Raw genomic sequence first — 16,893 nt, 5'->3', positions numbered from 1 at the left:
GCCGAAGCTCTGCTCACCGCCCTGCGCCAGACCCGTATCCGGGCAGCCTGATCATTCAGCATCGTGGACGGCCGCCAACAGACGGCGGTCGGCCACCCGAAAATCGGATACCGAAATGATCAGCCTCATACCAACACTCCCGGCTGTGCACGCCCGGGAGATGATCGAGACATCGAAGTCCAAGGCGACCGCCTTGAATGTCCCATGCTCGATCGCAGTGAACCGCGCCGGGTTTGCCGGAGGCTCAAACTTCTGAGAGAGTGGAGCCGATAATGGCAAGAGATTAACAGATTAATCGTTTACGGCACAACAAAGGGCGTGGTCGTAAATGTAACGGTAGTGAAATGACAAATTCTCCAGCCCCATTTCAGGCTTGCAGTATTTATAAGACAAGAAAATTTCATTGTGTGATCACTAATTCTGGATACAGGACTAGAGTACATGACTATCAGAGCGGATGTGTATGTTTAGATGGAAGTGTTTCCGGTGCATTTTTGACTGAGGCGGTTTTGTCTTCGGCTGAAAGAAGTAAATTTTGCATCCTTTGGAAGATGAGGAATTTTTCAAGAAAGAGAACATAAATAAAAGATACGAAAATTGGTTGGAAACAATGATGGAAACCTATTCCTACAAAACGCGGACATCAATGTTTAAAGGGATGCTTTTCTGTAGCTTCGAAATGTCCCCGGACATCATCACAATATCGCCTTCGCGTAGGATAAGAGGAGAGGGGTTTGAGCCGACTTTGCGTGGAGGCTTGGGTGACGTGGTTCTCGAAAAACGAAGGAATATGGAGGATATAGGCGCAGCGTTACAGCTCGCTCTAAGTCGGTGTATTGGATAAGTTGCTTTCTTATCATTGTTAATATTGAGAGGTGGCGGTATATTATTTTGTGTGCGAGAGCTTTTTTACTTTACGTAGGCAGTCATTAATCCGCTTGTAGGCGTTGGGTATCGACAGCAATTACAGTTCCAAAGCCAGCCTATGGCCAGCATGTCGACCCTCTAAATGCAACGCATTATCTGATGTTTAGCAGAAATGGGCCATTGGTCGAAGGTTCAATTCCCTTCAAGAGCGATCGATGATTTTAGAGTGCCTTACTCATCGGCCAAGAGGTGCGTTCCGCGATGAATTCCGCGAACGGTTTGACGTTCATGTGGACGCTCGCCTGTTCAAGGCCAGCCAAATAAGTTGACCGATCCTCAACCCTAACCACTGCCCATGGAAACCCACCCGAGGCGAACATGGCGTTCATCAGGAAGCGCGCCATCCGTCCGTTGCCGTCAGGATAGGGATGAACATAGCCTATCAACCAGTGGCCAAGGACTGCCCTAACCGCTGGCTCGCTTTCCTTCTCCAGTAGATCGAACAGGGTCTCCATTCCATCCGGAACTGCTTCGGAGCGCGGTGGTACATGCCATGATCCGCGGAGATATACAGGGTGGTTTCGATAGCCCGCGAGGGCGCTGGGTTTCAGAATACCTGCGGCGACCGAGGGGCCGAACAGTTCGCGGTACCAATCCCTATGTTGCTTTCGGACAACGGCTCCCGCTGGTGCTCTGCGGAGAATCTCTGCAACAGATTCCTTCACGCTTTGAAACGCCTGCCAGTAACCGCGTGCTGCCAAAGCGTCGCGGTTTTTTCCATCCTGCTGATCTACGTCCGGATCCCACGTACCAGTGCGCACGCGATCAATGAGTTCCGGAGTAACGCTGTACCCCTCGATCGAAAGCGAGTGGTATGCGTCGTTTTTGTATATGTCCTCGACCGATTTCATGAATTCGGTGGTGTCCGAGGGAAGCCCGGGGGCAGCAGGAAAAACATCGAGGACCGCCTGACGCTGGCTTTCCCATATAGCATTGAGACGCGCCACAATGGGAGATCCACCGACAGCTAATGTGGAGACTTGCTGGTTTTGATCGAACGGGTCTGTCTCTCTAACGTCGTACATCGCGCCTTTCATCGTTTTCAATATATCGTCGGCGAACTCGCCTTTTCCTATGCGCCGAAATGCGCCGGCCAGACGGCCTGCCACGGCCGAATGTCCTCCGTCGAGTAATCGACCGAGGACAGCCGACACATCGCGCATGGATTTCAGCACGATCTGGGCTTCGATAGGTGATCTTTGGAAAAACGCTTCAGCAACTTTTACCAGGGCGGCGTCCGCAGTATAGAATCTCAATCCGTTTTTCTCGACGAGATCCTCGCGCGTTGGCATTTGCTTGGTCTTGAGATCGTAGATGGATGTGCCAAAAAGCAGTGATAAATTGTTGCCCGCTCCCTTTGGACTGTTGACAATCACCTGGGGCGGAATCGCAGTTGCTTCTGCGTGGAGTAGCATCGATTGTTCCGGTGACAGATGCCATTCCCGTCCAAAGCGGTCGTTGCAGTAGAGGGAGCAGAACTCCCAGAATGAAGCGTACCAAAGGGTTGTGTCGCCGTCTTGGGACTGGGGTCCCGTTGACATTTGCCAGCCGCGGATGACTTCTTGGAGAAATCCGCTCCGTGTAAGGCGCTCTCGGTGTAGTCGGCTGAACTCGTCGGACTTAAATATTCGAAGCCCGCCATCCTGCAATGTTTTGAGGGCTTGCAGGGCGTCAGCCAACTTTTCATTTGGTGTAGCCATTTTGGTTCTCACGACTTCGTTGTTCTTGCGCGAACTCACAATCCCACGTCTCATAAATCAATACCTGGATAATTACGCGTCTTTGTTGTCTTTCATATGCGCGTTTTTAATGTTGAGTCAATACGCGTTAAAGATGATGAATCATGACGCGTCTTTGATGTCGTAAGTGTTGATTTGCACTGAGAACTGGCTCTGACTCAAATTTGTTGCTGTCGTGAATGAGGTTTCTGCTGTTTCACCGGAGGATCAGCAATGGGCCACAGATTGCCGCATGCGAGTCTCAAGCCGTTCGGCTTTGTAGTAGAGGCAGTGAAGATCGTTGGGTTATGTGTTCAAGTTCGACTTCGATCGCGCGATCTATCAGCAGCTTGTCCAGCCTGCGGGCGAGCAAGCCGACGAATTCAAAGCCGATATGAGCGGCGACCTGCTGACTTACCTCTCAGTGGCCGGCGGGTAGAGTTGACAGTCCTGACGCGCCGGTTCTGGTGCGATGCCGTGCTGTGTGGCCGACATATCCTCTGCGAACAATTCGTTGACAACGTGCTGGCTCGCTATGGTCGACGCACCCAGAGGCTGGAGACGATTGTTCACCACCTCGGTCTGGCGCTTGGCGGTAGACCTGCCGCAGCATTTACCGATCGCCTGATGGTGCCGGTGAGCAACGACACGTTATTGCGGGTGGTTCGCCGCCGTACGGTTGATCAGCATGGCGATCCCAATGTCATCGGCATTGATGACTTTGCCTTCAGGCGCGGTCAAACCTGCGGAACAATCGTTTGCGACTTGGAGCTGCGCAGGCCTGTGACTCTCTTGCCGGATAGAAAATTGCCTATGCACCGTAATATCTTGCAATGTGATGACACACACGTAACCGCACTGATTGCTACGTTAAAATCCGAATAGTCCGCATCTGTCGCGGATCAAGCGGAAGGTCGTTTCATGGGTGGAACATCCCTATCAGGTTTGCTGGCACGTACACTCGTCGGTGCGCTGTCATCGTGTTTTTTGTTTTCGGACATATCCTTTGCGGAAGAGCAGATCCCGGTCACCGTTATTATCGCTCGAAACGCTGCGGTCACGGAAACGATCCCGGTCGTCGGATCGTTCGTCGCGCGTGAGGAAGTCCAAGTGCACACGCTTAATCAGGGCAAAGCGATCGAGCTTATTCTCGTGGAAGTCGGGCAGTTCGTGGCGCAGGGGCAACCGCTTGCGATGCTGGATGCGACTGAAGCCCTCATGCTTCTCGATAAAAATTCGGTCTCCATCCGACGTGCCAAGGCGGCCTTCGAGGTAGAGGCAAGCAGGTTGGAGCTCGCCGGAGTCAGCGAAGCTCAATCACGAAAAGTTCTGGAACGCAGCCGGGCGCTGCAGCCAAAGGGTGCGGTCTCCCAGCAGCTTCTCGATGAACACGAAAACGCCCATGCGCGCGCACTGGCCGAACTGGGACTTGCCCGGCAATCGCTTGCCCTGGCAGAAGCCGATGCGGCGCTGATTGCCCGCGAGCGACGTGAAATCGAGTTGACGATCGAGCGTAGCACGGTGCGGGCGCCGAAGGCGGGTCTGGTGTTGCGAAGGGCGGCCCGTCTGGGCGCCATGACGAGTGATACCGGCGGCCCGTTATTTGTGATCGCCAGGGACGGCTCCGTCGAATTCGTCGCCCAGGTCACGGAGACCAGTTTCATGCGGCTTGGCGAAGGCATGCCGGCGGGCATCACGCTGGCGGGGCATGGTGGCACGATCGCCGGTGTTTTGAGGCTGAATGCGGCCGAACTCGATCCGGTGACGCGCAGCGGTGAAGTGCGCATCGAACTCGAAAATGCTGAAGGATTGAAGCCCGGTGCCTTTGCCCGCGGCAGCATCAATATCGCGGCACGGCGCAATATCCTTCTGCCCGGCAGTGCGGTGAAAACCATGAGCGGCGCAAGCACTGTCCTTGTCGTCACCGATGGGGTGGTGCGATCGAGACCCGTAACGGTAGGCGCGCGGCAGGACGGGTTTGCCGAGATCGTTGGCGGCATCGCCGATGGTGAGATGGTCGTGCTGAAATCCGGCGGGTTCCTCAAGGCCGATGAGAAGGTTCGCCCCGTCATCGCCGCATCCGAACGTCCTTCGGCGGATCATCTCGCCGCAGCCACGGTCATCGAAAGCTATGAGGTCGCACGATGAACGGCAATATTTCCGCCTGGGCGATCCGCAATCCGCTGCCCTCCATTCTGCTTTTTGTCGTGCTGACGATCATCGGTCTCTACAGTTTTGCAAAACTGCCGATCACCTATTTTCCGACGATCATCACGCCGGCGGTCAAGGTCACCGTCGAGCAGTCCGGCGCAACGCCCGTCGAACTCGAAACGGAGGTGACGCGGCTGGTCGAAAACGCCATCGCCTCGCTGCCGGCCATCAAGGAATTGTCCTCCACGATCGGCGAAGGGCGTTCGGTCACAACTGTCGAATTCGAACTCGGGGTGATCTCGCCGGATCGGGCCATGGCCGACGTTCGCGATGCCATTGCCCGCATTCGCGGCGATCTTCCGGGCACGATCGATGAACCGGTGATCGAGCGGATCGAGGAGGAAGCGCAATCCGTTGTCACCTATGCGGTCTCCAGCCGGGACATGACGGAAGGCGAAATCTCGTGGTTCGTCGATGACACGGTCACGCGTGATCTGCAGGGGCTATCCGGCGTGGGGCGGGTTGAGCGCATTGGAGGTGCTGATCGCGAAATCCGTGTCGAACTCGATGCCGATCGTTTGCAGGCGCTGTCGCTGTCCGCCAGCGCGGTCAACGCGGCCATCGCGCAAAACCAGTTCGATCGCTCCGGTGGACGCAGCGACATGGAAGGCGGCGAGCAGGTTCTGACGACGGCGGCTGCGGCCGCAACGATGGAGCAACTCGCGCAAAAACGTCTTTCGCTGTCGGGCGAAAAGTCGGTGCGTCTGGCGGATGTCGCGCATGTCAGTGATGCCGTGGCCGAACCGCGGGCATTTGCCAGCCTGAACGCGGCCGATATCGTCGGTTTTGCCATCTACCGTTCTCAGGGCGCGAGCGATGTCGCCGTGGCGGAGGCGGTCGCTGTCAAGATCGAGCAACTGGCGGCGGCGCGACCGGATCTTCGTTTTAACCTTGTCGATGACACCGTCTCCTACACGCAAGGCAATTACCGCTCGGCGATGAATACGTTGCTGGAAGGTGCCGCACTTTCCATTGTCGTCGTTTTCCTTTTCCTGCGCGACTGGCGTGCGACGCTGGTGGCGGCAGTCGCCCTGCCGCTGTCGGTCATCCCGACCTTTTTCGCGCTCGATATGCTCGGCTTTTCCCTCAACATCCTCAGCCTTCTGGCAATCACGCTGGTCACCGGTATTCTGGTCGATGACGCGATCGTCGAGATCGAGAATGTCGTGCGCCACCGCAACATGGGCAAATCCGCCTACCGTGCGGCGTTGGATGCCTCCGACGAAATCGGGCTTGCCGTCATCGCTATTTCGGCAACCATCATTGCCGTGTTCGCACCGGTGGGGCTGATGAGCGGCGTGGTCGGTCTCTATTTTCGCGAATTCGGCCTGACGGTCGCCATCGCCGTGTTCTTCTCCCTGCTGGTGGCGCGACTGATCACGCCGATCATGGCCGCCTATATGATGACCGGCGCACCCGCCGCGCAGGAGCGCAAGGGATGGCTTTCCATCGCCTACGAAACCATGCTGCGCAAAACGCTACGCTGGAAATGGATGACGGTCGCATCGGCGCTTGGGCTGTTCGCAGTCGCCATCGTTTCGCTGATGTCCATGCCGACCACGTTCCTGCCGGAAGAGGATACCGGCCGGCTGACGCTGACTGTCGAATTGCCGCCAGGCGCAACGCTGGAGGATACCCGCCGGGTCACCAACGGCATTTCTGCAATCGTTGCAAAACTGGACGATGTCGAGGGCGCACTGGTGCGGGCCGGTGCCAGCATGAGCGGCCAGCAGGACGTGCGTTATGCGGTGATTTCGGTTGATCTGAAGCACAAGACGGCGCGTCAGCGGTCGTCCTTCGCCATCGAGGCGGAGCTTACGGCAAGGCTCGCGGACATTCCCGATGTTCGCCTGCGTTTTCTGAACGATCGCGGTGGCCGCGACATATCCTTTTCCGTACTCGGCAGCGATGGCGAGGCCGTTCGCCGCGCGGCGGACGATATTCTCAAGGAGATGGCAACCGAGGGAAGTTTCATCGGGCCGGCCAGCGACAATGTCGCCATGCGCCCCGAACTCAGAATGGTCGTCGATACCGACAGGGCAACAACGCTCGATGTATCGACCGACGCGATCGCCAGCACGATGCGCATCTCGACGATCGGTGATGTCGACAGCCGACTTGCCAATTTTGTTGAAGGGTCGCGGCAGATCCCGATCCGCGTCGTTCTTGACCGCGCGGCGCGTGGACGGCTGCCGGTTTTCGAGACACTCGGCGTGCCCGCCGCCGACGGAAAACTGGTGCCGCTTTCCGCAGTCGCGGAGATCAGCTTCGACCAGACGGTTGCCGCGATCGACCGGTTCGACCGCCAGCGCCGCATCGAGATCGGTGCGGACATGGCAGACGGACTGACCTCGGGGCAGGGACTGGAACGCCTGCTGCAGCTCGAAAGTGTTAAGAACCTGCCCGATGGTGTGCGTGTCCAAGCAACCGGCGATTCCGATACCGAAGGCGAGGTGTTCGAAAGTTTCGCCGTCGCCATGGGAGCGGGGATCATGCTGGTGCTGATCGTGTTGATCCTGCTGTTCAGAAGCATTCTGTCGCCTTTCACCATCCTCGCATCGCTGCCGCTGTCGATCGGTGGCGTCGTGGTCGCGTTGGTGCTGACCGGTTACGCGATCTCGCTGCCGGTGGTGATCGGCATCCTCATGCTGATGGGCATCGTCACCAAAAATGCGATCATGCTGGTGGATTTCGCCATCGAGCGGGAGGCACATGGTCTCTCCCGCCGCGAGGCGATCATCGAGGCCTGCCTGGAACGGGTGCGGCCGATCGTCATGACCACGCTTGCCATGGCAGGCGGCATGTTGCCCTCGGCCTTCGCGATCGGTGATGGCGGCGAATTTCGTGCGCCGATGGCGATCGCGGTGATCGGCGGTTTGCTGGTTTCCACCGTCCTGTCGCTGATCGTCATCCCCGCGCTGCATCTTATCGTGTCGGGTTTCGGTGACCGTCTCGGCAACCTGGTTCGGCCTTTCCTCCAGTCGGCCGAACCGGATTTCGACGCGAACCGGCAATAGCGCGCTGATGCCCTGATGGCGCGTCACGAAGGGGCCAGCTGGTAACCGCTGGCCCCTTCACATGTCTTTGCCCCTCTTAACATTGGGCAACATATCGTTAAGCCAGAACCTCTTCGCGCATGGGAAACCGGGTGAGTTTCCTTATCCGCGAGGCTTGAAAAGCACCATGAACGATATCCGATCTCCCTTCATCCAGATCTACCGCATCAACGCCCTGCGGATTTCGGGCGGCATTGCGTTTTGCATGCTGGCCATCACCTCGGCGCCACCGCCGCTCCCGCTGGTGAGCGTCATGCTCGAACTTCTCGGAACACTGGCGATTTTCGTGGCAATTGCCGGGCGCGGCTGGTCGCTTCTGTATATCGGTGGCCGCAAGAATTCCGAACTGGTGACAACGGGACCCTATTCGGTCACCCGCAATCCGCTATATTTTTTCAGTCTGGTCGGCATTGCCGGTATCGGCGCACAAACGGGCAGCCTCCTGTCCATGGCGATGCTGGTGCTGGCCGCCTGGTTTGCCTTCGACATGGCGATGCGCGGCGAAGATGCCTATCTCGGCAGCCGTTACGGCGGCAGTTTCGATAATTACAGGGCATGCGTCCCGAGGCTCGTGCCCAATCTGTCGCTCTGGCGCGAGTGCGAGGATGTGCCGCTTCGCTCGGCCAAGGCGATCGGCAGTCTCCGCGATGGCATCGTTTTCCTCGGCGCCTGGATTGCCATCGAGCTGATCAGGGCCGGACAGGCGGGTGACCTTCTGCCGGTCGTCTGGACCCTGCCGGTTTGACAGCCGCCGTTTGCCAAGCCTCGCAACAAAACTTAATAAAGCGAAACATCTGCGAACCCGGCTGCATGCGAGATGCCTGCTGTCGGGGCAGCGAGGAAATCGGCGGTGCAGCCAAATTCGAACAATGCGAAAATCCTGATCGTCGAGGACGATCCCGAAATCGGTAAGCTGCTGGCGCTTGCCGTGCAGGAAAACGGCATGCTGCCGACAGTCGCAGAAGACGGTCACGTCATGAACGCGTTGTTGCGCAGCAACGAATTCGACTTGATCATTCTCGATGTCATGCTGCCCGGTGAGGATGGCCTCAGCATCTGCCGGCGGATCCGCTCGGAAAAGACGACGCCGATCATTCTTCTGACCGCGCTTGGCGAAGAGGTGGACCGCATCGTCGGGCTGGAAGTCGGCGCCGATGATTATGTCACCAAGCCGTTCAGCCCGCGTGAAGTCGTCGCCCGCATCCGCAGCCTGCTGCGCCGTGCCTCTTATGGTCTCGCGCATACCACCGTTCAGCGGACGCTGCGTTTCGAAGGCTGGCAGATCGATCCACTCCGTCGCCAGTTGCACGACCCAAGCAATGCGCGTGTGGCGGTGACGACTACCGAATTCGATCTCCTGCTGGCCTTCTGCCGCAATCCCGGGCGGGTCATCACCCGCGAGGAGCTTCTTTCGCTCACCCATACGGGGCTTGCCGGGCCGATCGAGCGCAGCGTCGATGTGCATATCAGCCGTCTGCGCCAGAAGATCGAAGCCGATCCGAAAACGCCCATCTTTCTGCAGACCGTCAGACTTGGCGGTTACGTGTTCACCGCAAGGGTCGAACAGGGCTGACATTGGCCACGAAAAGGCCGGACCCACAAAAAAGCCGGGCGATGACCCGGCTTTTCCATCTTCATGTCTGCCCGTTCAGAATTTATAGCCGACAAACAGCGACGCCGAAGGCTGAACTTTCTCTTCGACGATCGGGCTGTCAGCCGCATCGCCGGTCAGGACGCCGACGCCGGCTTCGCCGCGCACCAGCCAGTTCTCGCTGAGCATGTAGATCGCCGATGCCGAGACGTTGACGCGCTTCAGGCCCGCCTCCGCCTTATATTCGGGAAGACCTGAACTGGCGGCCTGCGCCGCGTTGACGCCAAAATAGCTTTCCATGTGCCTGTCGTTAGCGACGACCGCCTCGACACCGGCACCGAGAATGAGCCGTTCCGTCACCGGCGCCTGATATTCGGCGCCAAACGTGCCGATCAGACTTTCGCTTCCATCGATCGTCTGATCGACGGCGGCGTAGAATTCGAAACCGTTCCATTCATAGGATGCCTTGGCGCCAACGGTCGCGGCAAAATCGATATCACCCAGCCCGCGCAGGCGATCGGCATCATCCTGGTCGCGGCCGCTCTCGTAGCCGACCTTGGCGGAAAGCTTGAAGCCATCATGCTGGATGGCTGTGACTGTGACGCCTCTTGGATCGATCTCCAGCCAGTCGCCGTAATTGAAGACGATGAAGGGAACGGGCGAAACCTCGAGCTTGTCGCTGCCTTCGTATTCCGGCTCGTAAATCCCACCGGCGCCGACGATCAGGCTCCAGTTGCGTTGTGGTTTCTCGCTGTTGAACCGTTCCTGATCGAAAGCAGGCTCCGGTGGCTGGTCGGACAGGCTTGCGTCGGCGGCAAGCGTTTTCGAGCCGGTGCCGATCAGCACGAGCGAGACGTAGAGGGCGCTTGTCAGAAGTCGCCGGTCGGTCCGTTGGATAAAAGACATGGGTGCTCCAGTGATTTGACACGGGCGTCGCCAGTCAAGACGAGCCGTGTGTGCAACACATCCGTCCTGTCACGAAGGCGTCCGGCGCAGCATGTCTTTGTGTTACGCTTTGTTGCTGCCGGTGGAATCGCCGGGGTTCCGGGGCGACCGACACAAAACTTAATGTCCAATTTCCCTCAAGCTCACTATTCTACGCCGAGGTTGCTGCGATTGTTGGCGTGCGACCATACTGTCATGCAACGGGGTGCGTTCCCGAGGAGGCATTTTGAGGTTTCGGGTCTCCCGGTTGATTTCGACCATTCATGGCCAGATCACGGCCGTTATCTTTGCCTGCCTGGTGATTGCCTTTCTGATCGGCTCGACGCTGGAGCGATGGGTCAGAGACGAATACGACACGCCCGATCTCGAGGGGATGTCGGCGCGCGTGACCTCGATCGCATTGGTTCTTGCGAAAGCGGAGCCTGGCGAGAGAGGTGCAGTCCTTGCTGCCGCAAATCGTGGTGACCTGCGTCTCGAGTTGCAGCCGATCTCGTATTTCGATAACGTTGCCGCCTCGTCACCGGATGAGCCGTTTATCCAGATCGTCATAGACCGCCTTCTTCCCCCCGAAGATCTGCCCGTTCCTTATGGTGGCTGGAGAACATTCGTCGATGGCAAGCGTATCCTCGCTGCGAAGGTCGATGACGCGACGCTGCTGGTCATGGAACTGCGGCCGGAAAGTTTTCTGCGCAATGATGCACTGAGGTTCGGCTCGAACTATCTGGTGGCGACGCTCACCTTGATCATCCTGTTTTCGGTTTTCGCGGTTTGGGCGATCACCAGCCCGCTGCGCCGCATCGCAGCCTCGGCCATGAAGGCCGATATTTCTGTCGGGCCGGCGCTTTTCGAGGAACGTGGCAGTGTCGAGATCGTGGCGCTCGCGCGTGCGCTGAACGGCATGCAAAGCCGCATCTCGACAATGGTGGAAGCGCGCACCCGGATGCTGCGCGGCATCAGTCATGACCTGCGAACGCCGTTGACGCGGCTGCGGCTTCGGGCCGAGCGTGTCGGTGAGGAAGATGTTCGCGATGCGCTGCTGACCGATATCGAACACATCGATAGACTGCTGAAGGAAAGTCTCGGTTATCTGCGCGACAACCACCAGTATGAGGCATCACAACGCGTCGATCTGGCCTCGGTTCTGCAGACGGTCTGCAACGAGTTTTCGGATATGGGGCATGACGTGCGCTATTTTGGCCCGGCGCGTGCCGTTGCCAACTTCAAGCCGTTGGCGCTGACCCGCGCTGTCACCAATCTATGTGAAAACGGCGTAAAATTCGGCACCAGCGTGGAGGTTCATCTGCGTATGGAAAACGGCAGAACCGTCATCGATATCGTGGATGACGGACCTGGCATTCCAGAAGCCCACAGAAGCCGCGTGCTGGAGCCGTTTTTCAAGATGGACACCGCGCGGGGCGGGACAGATACGGGCTTCGGTCTCGGCCTTTCCATCGTAGCGGAAATTGTACAGGCGCATCACGGAAAATTGGAATTTTACGACCATCAGTCTACAGGGTTGTGCGTTAGGCTGGTATTGCCCCTTTGATTGCATTGGAGTGAACCCCTCGGGCTAGACCAAAGGGGATCTTTCGCCTCGACTGCCTTGGCGAAGTCTCTTATGGCCTGCTATAATTCCAAGAGCGCGTTATCGGAAATATGTTGTGCAGCCAGGGCCGCGATCTCTGGTTCGATTACAAGCCGTGTCTCGTAAATCTGCAAAGCGTCATCCCAAGCGAGTTCAGCGACGAAGCAGCCTCTGTTGGGTATGAAGTAACGAGATGTTCGCTTTCCAAATGCCTGAGCGCTTCTCGAAGCGATGGTCTGGAGACTTCTAGGGCCGCGCATAGATCAGACTCGACAAGGCGAGGTCCGGGCAAAAACTCACCGCTAATGATAGCTCGCCGGATTGCTCGCACAACCTGAGAGCGAATATTCTCTTTTTCGATCCTGACTTCCAGAACGTTCGGATTGGCTCGGGCCGCACTCATAATCAGTTCCTCGTATGGATCATCGTAGCCAATGAAGTGCAGGAATATTTTGGGCTTCCATCCGCCGCGTTGGTCGAGAAGGACTGGTTTGTCGTTCAAGCCTTGGCAGCGATCCACGACGTCGAGGTCGATGGGCTCACTCTGGCGTTTGGCGGTGGGACCGCGCTCGGTCGCGCCTACCGCCTGCTTGAGCGCATGTCGGAAGACATCGACCTTCGCATCATCGGCGAAAAATCCACCTCGCGAAGCGTTCTCAAGCGCTTTCGAAGCGAGGTGAACGACTGACTGACCGCAGCAGGTTTTGCTGTCGACGGTCATTATGAGGTCAAGCAGAACGACAGATATGTCCGATACGACCTGCCGTACGATCCGATCGCAAAAGGCGAAGGTGTTTTACGCCCGGAGATCAAGATCGAACTCTCGTCTTTCCCGGTCGCGACAGCACCTGAAACTCGCTCGGTGTCGTCGTTCGTGGCGGAAGCGAAAGGTGAAAAGCCCGAAGCTATCGATGTTAAGTGCGTGCGGCTGGTGGAAACTGCAGCAGACAAGTTCGTCGCCCTGGCGCGTCGGGCGGGCTTTGCCTTTTCGGGCCTTGGCGCCCTCGACCACACGCTCGTTCGGCACGTCTACGATCTGTCGCGCATGAACGGTCTGTATGATCTGGACGCCGCCGTCGCGATCGCGCTCGATACGATGACGGCGGAAGCCGCAACACGCGCGGGCGACTATCCCGCCTACAAGGAAGATCCCAAAGCCGAGACGCTCCGGGTCTACGAAGTCATGGCCAAAGACAAGACGTTTGCAGAAAGTTATTCGAAACTGCTTGGCGATCTCGTCTACGGCGACAAGCCCGAGTTAGGGAAGGCCTTCGAAGCGACACAGCAGTTCGCCGAACGACTTCACAAGACTTAAGTCGGCGATTCCAGCGACGACCGCTTCATCAAAAAGAGCATGTCGACGCGGCTTTGTCGTCAGCGGCGTGTTTTGAAGCTGCAGTCGATTGCGACCTTCACAATGATCTCATCTCGGCATTGTAAATACTGCGGCAAGACGGGCACCGTGTCAGGCCTCGTCGCTCGAAACCGCAACCCGATGAGGAGACGAGAATGCGGCGTTCGCGAACAACCCAGGCCTTCTTACTTCTGCTTGCTCCCGCCCAGGCTTTTGCCTGGGGTGAGGCTGGACATTCTGTCGTCTCTGAGATCGCCCAGCACCGTCTGACCGGACATGCCTTCGTGACGGTGCAGAAGCTTCTGAAGAGCGAACTCGACCCCGCGCCGGCGGCCCGGTCTCGCTGGCATCGATCGCAAGCTGGGCCGACGATTATCGCAGCAGCCACACGGAAACGACAAACTGGCACTTTGTCGACATTCCGATCGACGTCAAGGGCATCGACCCAAAGGACGTCCGCTACGATGCCGCCCGCGATTGCCCGCCCGAGACGAGCAGCTCGGGAACGTGCCTCATAAAGGCGGTTGCGACGCAGCTCGCAATCCTGTCGGTGCCCGCCGATTTCAACAATCCTGCGGATGTCGCCAAGCACGCGATGGCGCTTAAATTTATCGTGCACCTTTACGGAGACATGGCGCAGCCGCTGCACTGCGCGGAGCGGGAAGGCGATGGTGGTGGCAATGGCCTGCAGGTCTTCTACTCAGGCCCGAAACAGAACAGCGTCGAGACGCGAACGAACTTCCACAAGGTCTGGGATAGTCTCATTATCGGCGACGTGCAGTGGAACTGGAACGCCTACGTCCACGATCTCGAACAGAAATGGCTGAAAGGCAAAGACGAGACCAAGCTCGCCTCTGGATCGGTCATTGACTGGGTCAACCAGTGCCACCTCAAAGCCGTTGAGGCCTATGGCCTCGTCTCGCGCGACCTGACGCTCGGTCAGCAACAACTTTCGCAGGAAAAGGCAATCGCTGACGAGCAACTGGCAACAGCAGGCGTGCGGCTCTCAAAGGCTTTGAATGAAGCATTTTCGGCCTATCCTTGAAGGCATCGGCAGCAATCATAGGTAGATTGTCGTCGCTGCCTTTGCTATCGTATCGGACGGAAAAAGGGGGAAGTATGGCGCTGGCATCAGAGGAATCCATCAAGGCGCGCATGCGCGCCAATCGCGGCGAAATCGTCCGATCAATTCAAGTCGCGCGGGACGGCAACCCCTACGCGGCTGAGCCGAGTGCCGAGCGACGTGTCGCCCGCTTGCAAACGAAGGCCAACGTCAGTCAGCGCGAAGCCGAAGTTATCGACACGACGATCCGCACCATGGCCGCGGCCGTCACCGCCGCACCGGATGGGGCGGAGCTCTCCCGTGCGCGCCCGGCGGCGGCGGCCCCGCGTGGTGCTGAGAAGGTCTGGGGTGACACCGTCGACTTCGTCAGCGTGAGCTTTCTGGAAAAAGGCGCGCGCATCGCCCGCGCGGTCGGCCGCGTCTCCTATCAGAACCAGACGCGGCTTGGGACTGGGTTCCTGATTGGCAACGGCCTGTTCCTCACCAACCACCATGTCATTCCTTCGGCGGACTTTTCCCGTCAGCTGGTGATCGATTTCGATTATGAGCTCGATCTCGTCGGCAACCGCCGATCCGTCACGCGGTTCCGTTTCGATCCGACCGTTTTCGTCACCGATCCGGATGGCCAAGACGGCCTCGACTTTACGATCATCGGGGTCGGCGACCGCTTCCAGGGGACACTGCCGCTCGAGACATTCGGATGGAGCGGCCTGTCGGCGGCGAGCGACAAGCACATGCTCGGTGAATTTGCCAATATCGTCCAGCATCCGAACGGACGCTATAAGGAGGTCGTGTTGCGAGAAAATCGGCTCGTCGGCCGCTTCGACAATGCGCTCCATTATGTTGCCGATACCGAGCCTGGCGCTTCCGGAAGTCCGGTCTTCAACAGCGAGTGGCGCGTGATCGCGCTTCACCATTGGGGTACTGCGTGGCGCGAAGTCTTTGGCGAAGATGGGATGCCGGCGCGCGTCCAAGGTGCCTCGCAGCCTCTAGCTCCTTGTGTTCTCCAAATTGCTTGAACAGCTATTCCAGCTCAGGGATTTCGCCACTATGGAAAATGATGGTCGGCGGACCGTACTCACCTATCGATGGATCTGCCTCACGGCTCCAGGCGACAACACCGGCATAATGATCCGCGATTAGCTGCGCATCACGCTTTGCCCGATCTTCGCTGTCCACCTGCCGCGGATCGAACGCTGGCACCAACTCTCCATCGTCGTTCTTTACGAAGGCTGCCAGAACGATCAGCTTACCTTTGTTCGACATAGTCTTTTGCCTTCTGTTGCTCAGACATCGACGTGACAGCAACCTGTTAAGCTCGGGCTGGCGGTCGAGCGCGACGTGTCAGTCGAGTGCCTCACTGTAATCGAACGTGATCAAGATGCTTTGTCCAGAGGCATCGTAGACCCCCACAATCTCGATACCCTGAACGCGAAGTTGCTGCGCTCGCTCTTGAAACTCAATGGAGTTCAGTTGCTGCCCGGACTGTGGAATGGCACCGTTGAAGGTCATATTGAGTTTTTCGCCGGACATCTGCGATGCGCCTGCGCTGCCAGTACGGATGAGTTCGACCCCGTGCTTGGTTACCTTGATCGTCCCAGTCTGCAACTCACCCAAACCGGCATGCTGTCCGATGATGCGATTGAGGGCATCGTCGCTCAGAAGTGCCAGCAGTGCCGCGATGGCCTTCTGCTGAACTTCCAAGCGCTCGGCAGCCACCCGATCAGCAGCTTCCTGGATTTCAAGGCCTCTCTGGGCTCTGGCAGCCTTGACGGTGCTTGAGATTCGCTCTCGTAGCTCGAAACCAAGCCGATCAACTGGAGTAAGCGTCAGCCCCTGCGGTGAGGGTTCCAGGGCCATCGCGGAACTGTTAGAGTCCAGGACCTGTCCTTCCGCTGCTTGTGACGTCATAGCTTTCTGGCCTTTTCATTCGGTAACTTGAAGTCTGGCGAGACAAGCTTCGCCTCCGCAAGAAAATCTTCCTCGGTCGCCACCATGCCAATCTTCAAATAAATCCGCTCGGCTTCCTCTTTCCCAAGTCCGTGCTTTTTGGCAAACGCGTTGACCGCAGCGCGAGGGTCGCTGAACGCCGGCTTTTTGGTTTCGTATTCGATCATCGGGAAGTTTCCTTCGTTTATGGAGAACAGTTGCAATGGACCTTGACGCGCTAGTCGAGGGTAGCGATTGGGCGGCACCTTTTAATCTTAACATCGTCACGGAACTGCGACCTGATCCGAAGCTTTGCGAAATTGCTCAAGGGGCGATCGACGGCGCCAGAGTTTTGTCGAATTCTTCTCTGGATACCGGCCACGCTTCGGTGCGGCCGTTGGAACCCAGCAGCAAGGTCATCGTCGTATGATACGCCTCTGTCAACGCCGGAGCAAATTAAGGCCAGGCGGCGGAGTAAAACCAGGCCACTTTTGTTGCACGCATGAGACCTCCG

18 protein-coding genes are annotated in these 16,893 nt (G+C 57.8%); 12 read left to right on the top strand and 6 right to left on the bottom strand.

What is annotated here, in order from left to right; genetic code table 11:
- The first annotated feature begins 535 nt into the window (after positions 1-535).
- Positions 536-844, top strand: coding sequence for a contact-dependent growth inhibition system immunity protein (locus AAIH70_RS30620; protein WP_165932186.1), 309 nt, complete (start codon positions 536-538; stop codon positions 842-844).
- A gap of 244 nt (positions 845-1,088) precedes the next feature.
- Here AAIH70_RS30620 and AAIH70_RS30615 read toward each other — a convergent pair whose 3' ends face one another.
- Complete coding sequence (locus tag AAIH70_RS30615; protein WP_132281639.1) at positions 1,089-2,627, bottom strand: Fic family protein; 1,539 nt, start codon at positions 2,625-2,627, stop codon at positions 1,089-1,091.
- A gap of 319 nt (positions 2,628-2,946) precedes the next feature.
- On the opposite strand from AAIH70_RS30615, the gene AAIH70_RS30610 reads away from it, so the two are divergent.
- The 6 genes from AAIH70_RS30610 (at position 2,947) to AAIH70_RS30585 (ending at position 9,485) form a co-directional block, all read left to right on the top strand.
- Positions 2,947-3,084, top strand: coding sequence for a hypothetical protein (locus AAIH70_RS30610; RefSeq protein WP_430038063.1), 138 nt, complete (start codon positions 2,947-2,949; stop codon positions 3,082-3,084).
- Positions 3,027-3,530 carry a hypothetical protein gene (locus AAIH70_RS30605; RefSeq protein ID WP_430038060.1) on the top strand — a complete coding sequence of 168 codons (504 nt, stop codon included), beginning with the start codon at positions 3,027-3,029 and terminating at the stop codon, positions 3,528-3,530. The genes AAIH70_RS30610 and AAIH70_RS30605 overlap by 58 nt, the downstream gene beginning before the upstream one ends.
- A gap of 36 nt (positions 3,531-3,566) precedes the next feature.
- Positions 3,567-4,793 (top strand): efflux RND transporter periplasmic adaptor subunit, encoded by a 1,227-nt coding sequence (locus AAIH70_RS30600; RefSeq protein WP_245519432.1) that lies wholly within the window; start codon positions 3,567-3,569, stop codon positions 4,791-4,793.
- Positions 4,790-7,873, top strand: coding sequence for an efflux RND transporter permease subunit (locus AAIH70_RS30595; protein ID WP_132281642.1), 3,084 nt, complete (start codon positions 4,790-4,792; stop codon positions 7,871-7,873). Before AAIH70_RS30600 ends, AAIH70_RS30595 begins: the two co-directional genes overlap by 4 nt.
- Positions 7,874-8,039: 166 nt before the next feature.
- Positions 8,040-8,657 (top strand): methyltransferase family protein, encoded by a 618-nt coding sequence (locus tag AAIH70_RS30590; RefSeq protein ID WP_132281645.1) that lies wholly within the window; start codon positions 8,040-8,042, stop codon positions 8,655-8,657.
- Between the two features lie 72 nt (positions 8,658-8,729).
- Positions 8,730-9,485: a response regulator gene (locus tag AAIH70_RS30585; protein ID WP_132281648.1), complete on the top strand. Its 756-nt coding sequence runs from the start codon at positions 8,730-8,732 to the stop codon at positions 9,483-9,485.
- 75 nt (positions 9,486-9,560) lie between these two features.
- Here AAIH70_RS30585 and AAIH70_RS30580 read toward each other — a convergent pair whose 3' ends face one another.
- Positions 9,561-10,409: a MipA/OmpV family protein gene (locus tag AAIH70_RS30580; RefSeq protein WP_132281651.1), complete on the bottom strand. Its 849-nt coding sequence runs from the start codon at positions 10,407-10,409 to the stop codon at positions 9,561-9,563.
- Positions 10,410-10,674: 265 nt separating this feature from the next.
- Between AAIH70_RS30580 and AAIH70_RS30575 the strand changes: the two genes are divergently transcribed.
- Positions 10,675-11,994, top strand: coding sequence for an ATP-binding protein (locus AAIH70_RS30575; RefSeq protein ID WP_132281654.1), 1,320 nt, complete (start codon positions 10,675-10,677; stop codon positions 11,992-11,994).
- 145 nt (positions 11,995-12,139) lie between these two features.
- On the opposite strand, the gene AAIH70_RS30570 is transcribed toward AAIH70_RS30575, so the two are convergent.
- Positions 12,140-12,754 (bottom strand): GntR family transcriptional regulator, encoded by a 615-nt coding sequence (locus AAIH70_RS30570; protein ID WP_430038048.1) that lies wholly within the window; start codon positions 12,752-12,754, stop codon positions 12,140-12,142.
- On the opposite strand from AAIH70_RS30570, the gene AAIH70_RS30565 reads away from it, so the two are divergent.
- From AAIH70_RS30565 to AAIH70_RS30555, 3 genes are all read left to right on the top strand, one after another.
- A complete protein-coding gene (locus AAIH70_RS30565; RefSeq protein WP_430038057.1) occupies positions 12,722-13,348 on the top strand; it encodes a nucleotidyl transferase AbiEii/AbiGii toxin family protein in 627 nt (208 codons plus the stop codon). The two genes, AAIH70_RS30570 and AAIH70_RS30565, sit on opposite strands and share 33 nt — an antisense overlap.
- A 382-nt stretch (positions 13,349-13,730) precedes the next feature.
- Positions 13,731-14,432, top strand: coding sequence for a S1/P1 nuclease (locus AAIH70_RS30560; RefSeq protein WP_430038054.1), 702 nt, complete (start codon positions 13,731-13,733; stop codon positions 14,430-14,432).
- A gap of 74 nt (positions 14,433-14,506) precedes the next feature.
- On the top strand, positions 14,507-15,469 hold the full coding sequence (locus AAIH70_RS30555) for a trypsin-like serine peptidase (RefSeq protein ID WP_430038045.1): 963 nt from the start codon (positions 14,507-14,509) through the stop codon (positions 15,467-15,469).
- Positions 15,470-15,473: 4 nt separating this feature from the next.
- On the opposite strand, the gene AAIH70_RS30550 is transcribed toward AAIH70_RS30555, so the two are convergent.
- The 3 genes from AAIH70_RS30550 to AAIH70_RS30540 form a co-directional block, all read right to left on the bottom strand.
- Complete coding sequence (locus AAIH70_RS30550) at positions 15,474-15,716, bottom strand: hypothetical protein (protein WP_430038042.1); 243 nt, start codon at positions 15,714-15,716, stop codon at positions 15,474-15,476.
- 78 nt (positions 15,717-15,794) lie between these two features.
- A complete protein-coding gene (locus AAIH70_RS30545) occupies positions 15,795-16,310 on the bottom strand; it encodes a hypothetical protein (RefSeq protein WP_430038039.1) in 516 nt (171 codons plus the stop codon).
- Between the two features lie 47 nt (positions 16,311-16,357).
- Complete coding sequence (locus AAIH70_RS30540; RefSeq protein WP_430038037.1) at positions 16,358-16,567, bottom strand: hypothetical protein; 210 nt, start codon at positions 16,565-16,567, stop codon at positions 16,358-16,360.
- Between the two features lie 35 nt (positions 16,568-16,602).
- On the opposite strand from AAIH70_RS30540, the gene AAIH70_RS30535 reads away from it, so the two are divergent.
- Entirely contained in the window at positions 16,603-16,809 is a 207-nt protein-coding gene (locus AAIH70_RS30535) for a hypothetical protein (RefSeq protein WP_430038034.1), read from the top strand.
- Positions 16,810-16,893: the final 84 nt, after the last annotated feature.

The sequence above is a fragment of the Neorhizobium sp. BT27B genome (assembly GCF_050455485.1).
Taxonomy (GTDB): Bacteria; Pseudomonadota; Alphaproteobacteria; order Rhizobiales; family Rhizobiaceae; genus Neorhizobium.
This window is presented reverse-complemented; position numbering and strand designations above follow the sequence as displayed.

Bases quoted from the DNA above. Each gene is read 5' to 3' on its own strand.
- AAIH70_RS30570 (WP_430038048.1), bottom strand. From the start codon at position 12,754: ATGACCGTCGACAGCAAAACCTGCTGCGGTCAGTCAGTCGTTCACCTC.
- AAIH70_RS30580 (WP_132281651.1), bottom strand. From the start codon at position 10,409: ATGTCTTTTATCCAACGGACCGACCGGCGACTTCTGACAAGCGCCCTC.
- AAIH70_RS30535 (WP_430038034.1), top strand. From the start codon at position 16,603: ATGGACCTTGACGCGCTAGTCGAGGGTAGCGATTGGGCGGCACCTTTT.
- AAIH70_RS30595 (WP_132281642.1), top strand. From the start codon at position 4,790: ATGAACGGCAATATTTCCGCCTGGGCGATCCGCAATCCGCTGCCCTCC.
- AAIH70_RS30550 (WP_430038042.1), bottom strand. From the start codon at position 15,716: ATGTCGAACAAAGGTAAGCTGATCGTTCTGGCAGCCTTCGTAAAGAAC.
- AAIH70_RS30590 (WP_132281645.1), top strand. From the start codon at position 8,040: ATGAACGATATCCGATCTCCCTTCATCCAGATCTACCGCATCAACGCC.
- AAIH70_RS30555 (WP_430038045.1), top strand. From the start codon at position 14,507: ATGGCGCTGGCATCAGAGGAATCCATCAAGGCGCGCATGCGCGCCAAT.
- AAIH70_RS30545 (WP_430038039.1), bottom strand. From the start codon at position 16,310: ATGGCCCTGGAACCCTCACCGCAGGGGCTGACGCTTACTCCAGTTGAT.
- AAIH70_RS30615 (WP_132281639.1), bottom strand. From the start codon at position 2,627: ATGGCTACACCAAATGAAAAGTTGGCTGACGCCCTGCAAGCCCTCAAA.
- AAIH70_RS30540 (WP_430038037.1), bottom strand. From the start codon at position 16,567: ATGATCGAATACGAAACCAAAAAGCCGGCGTTCAGCGACCCTCGCGCT.
- AAIH70_RS30585 (WP_132281648.1), top strand. From the start codon at position 8,730: ATGCCTGCTGTCGGGGCAGCGAGGAAATCGGCGGTGCAGCCAAATTCG.
- AAIH70_RS30600 (WP_245519432.1), top strand. From the start codon at position 3,567: ATGGGTGGAACATCCCTATCAGGTTTGCTGGCACGTACACTCGTCGGT.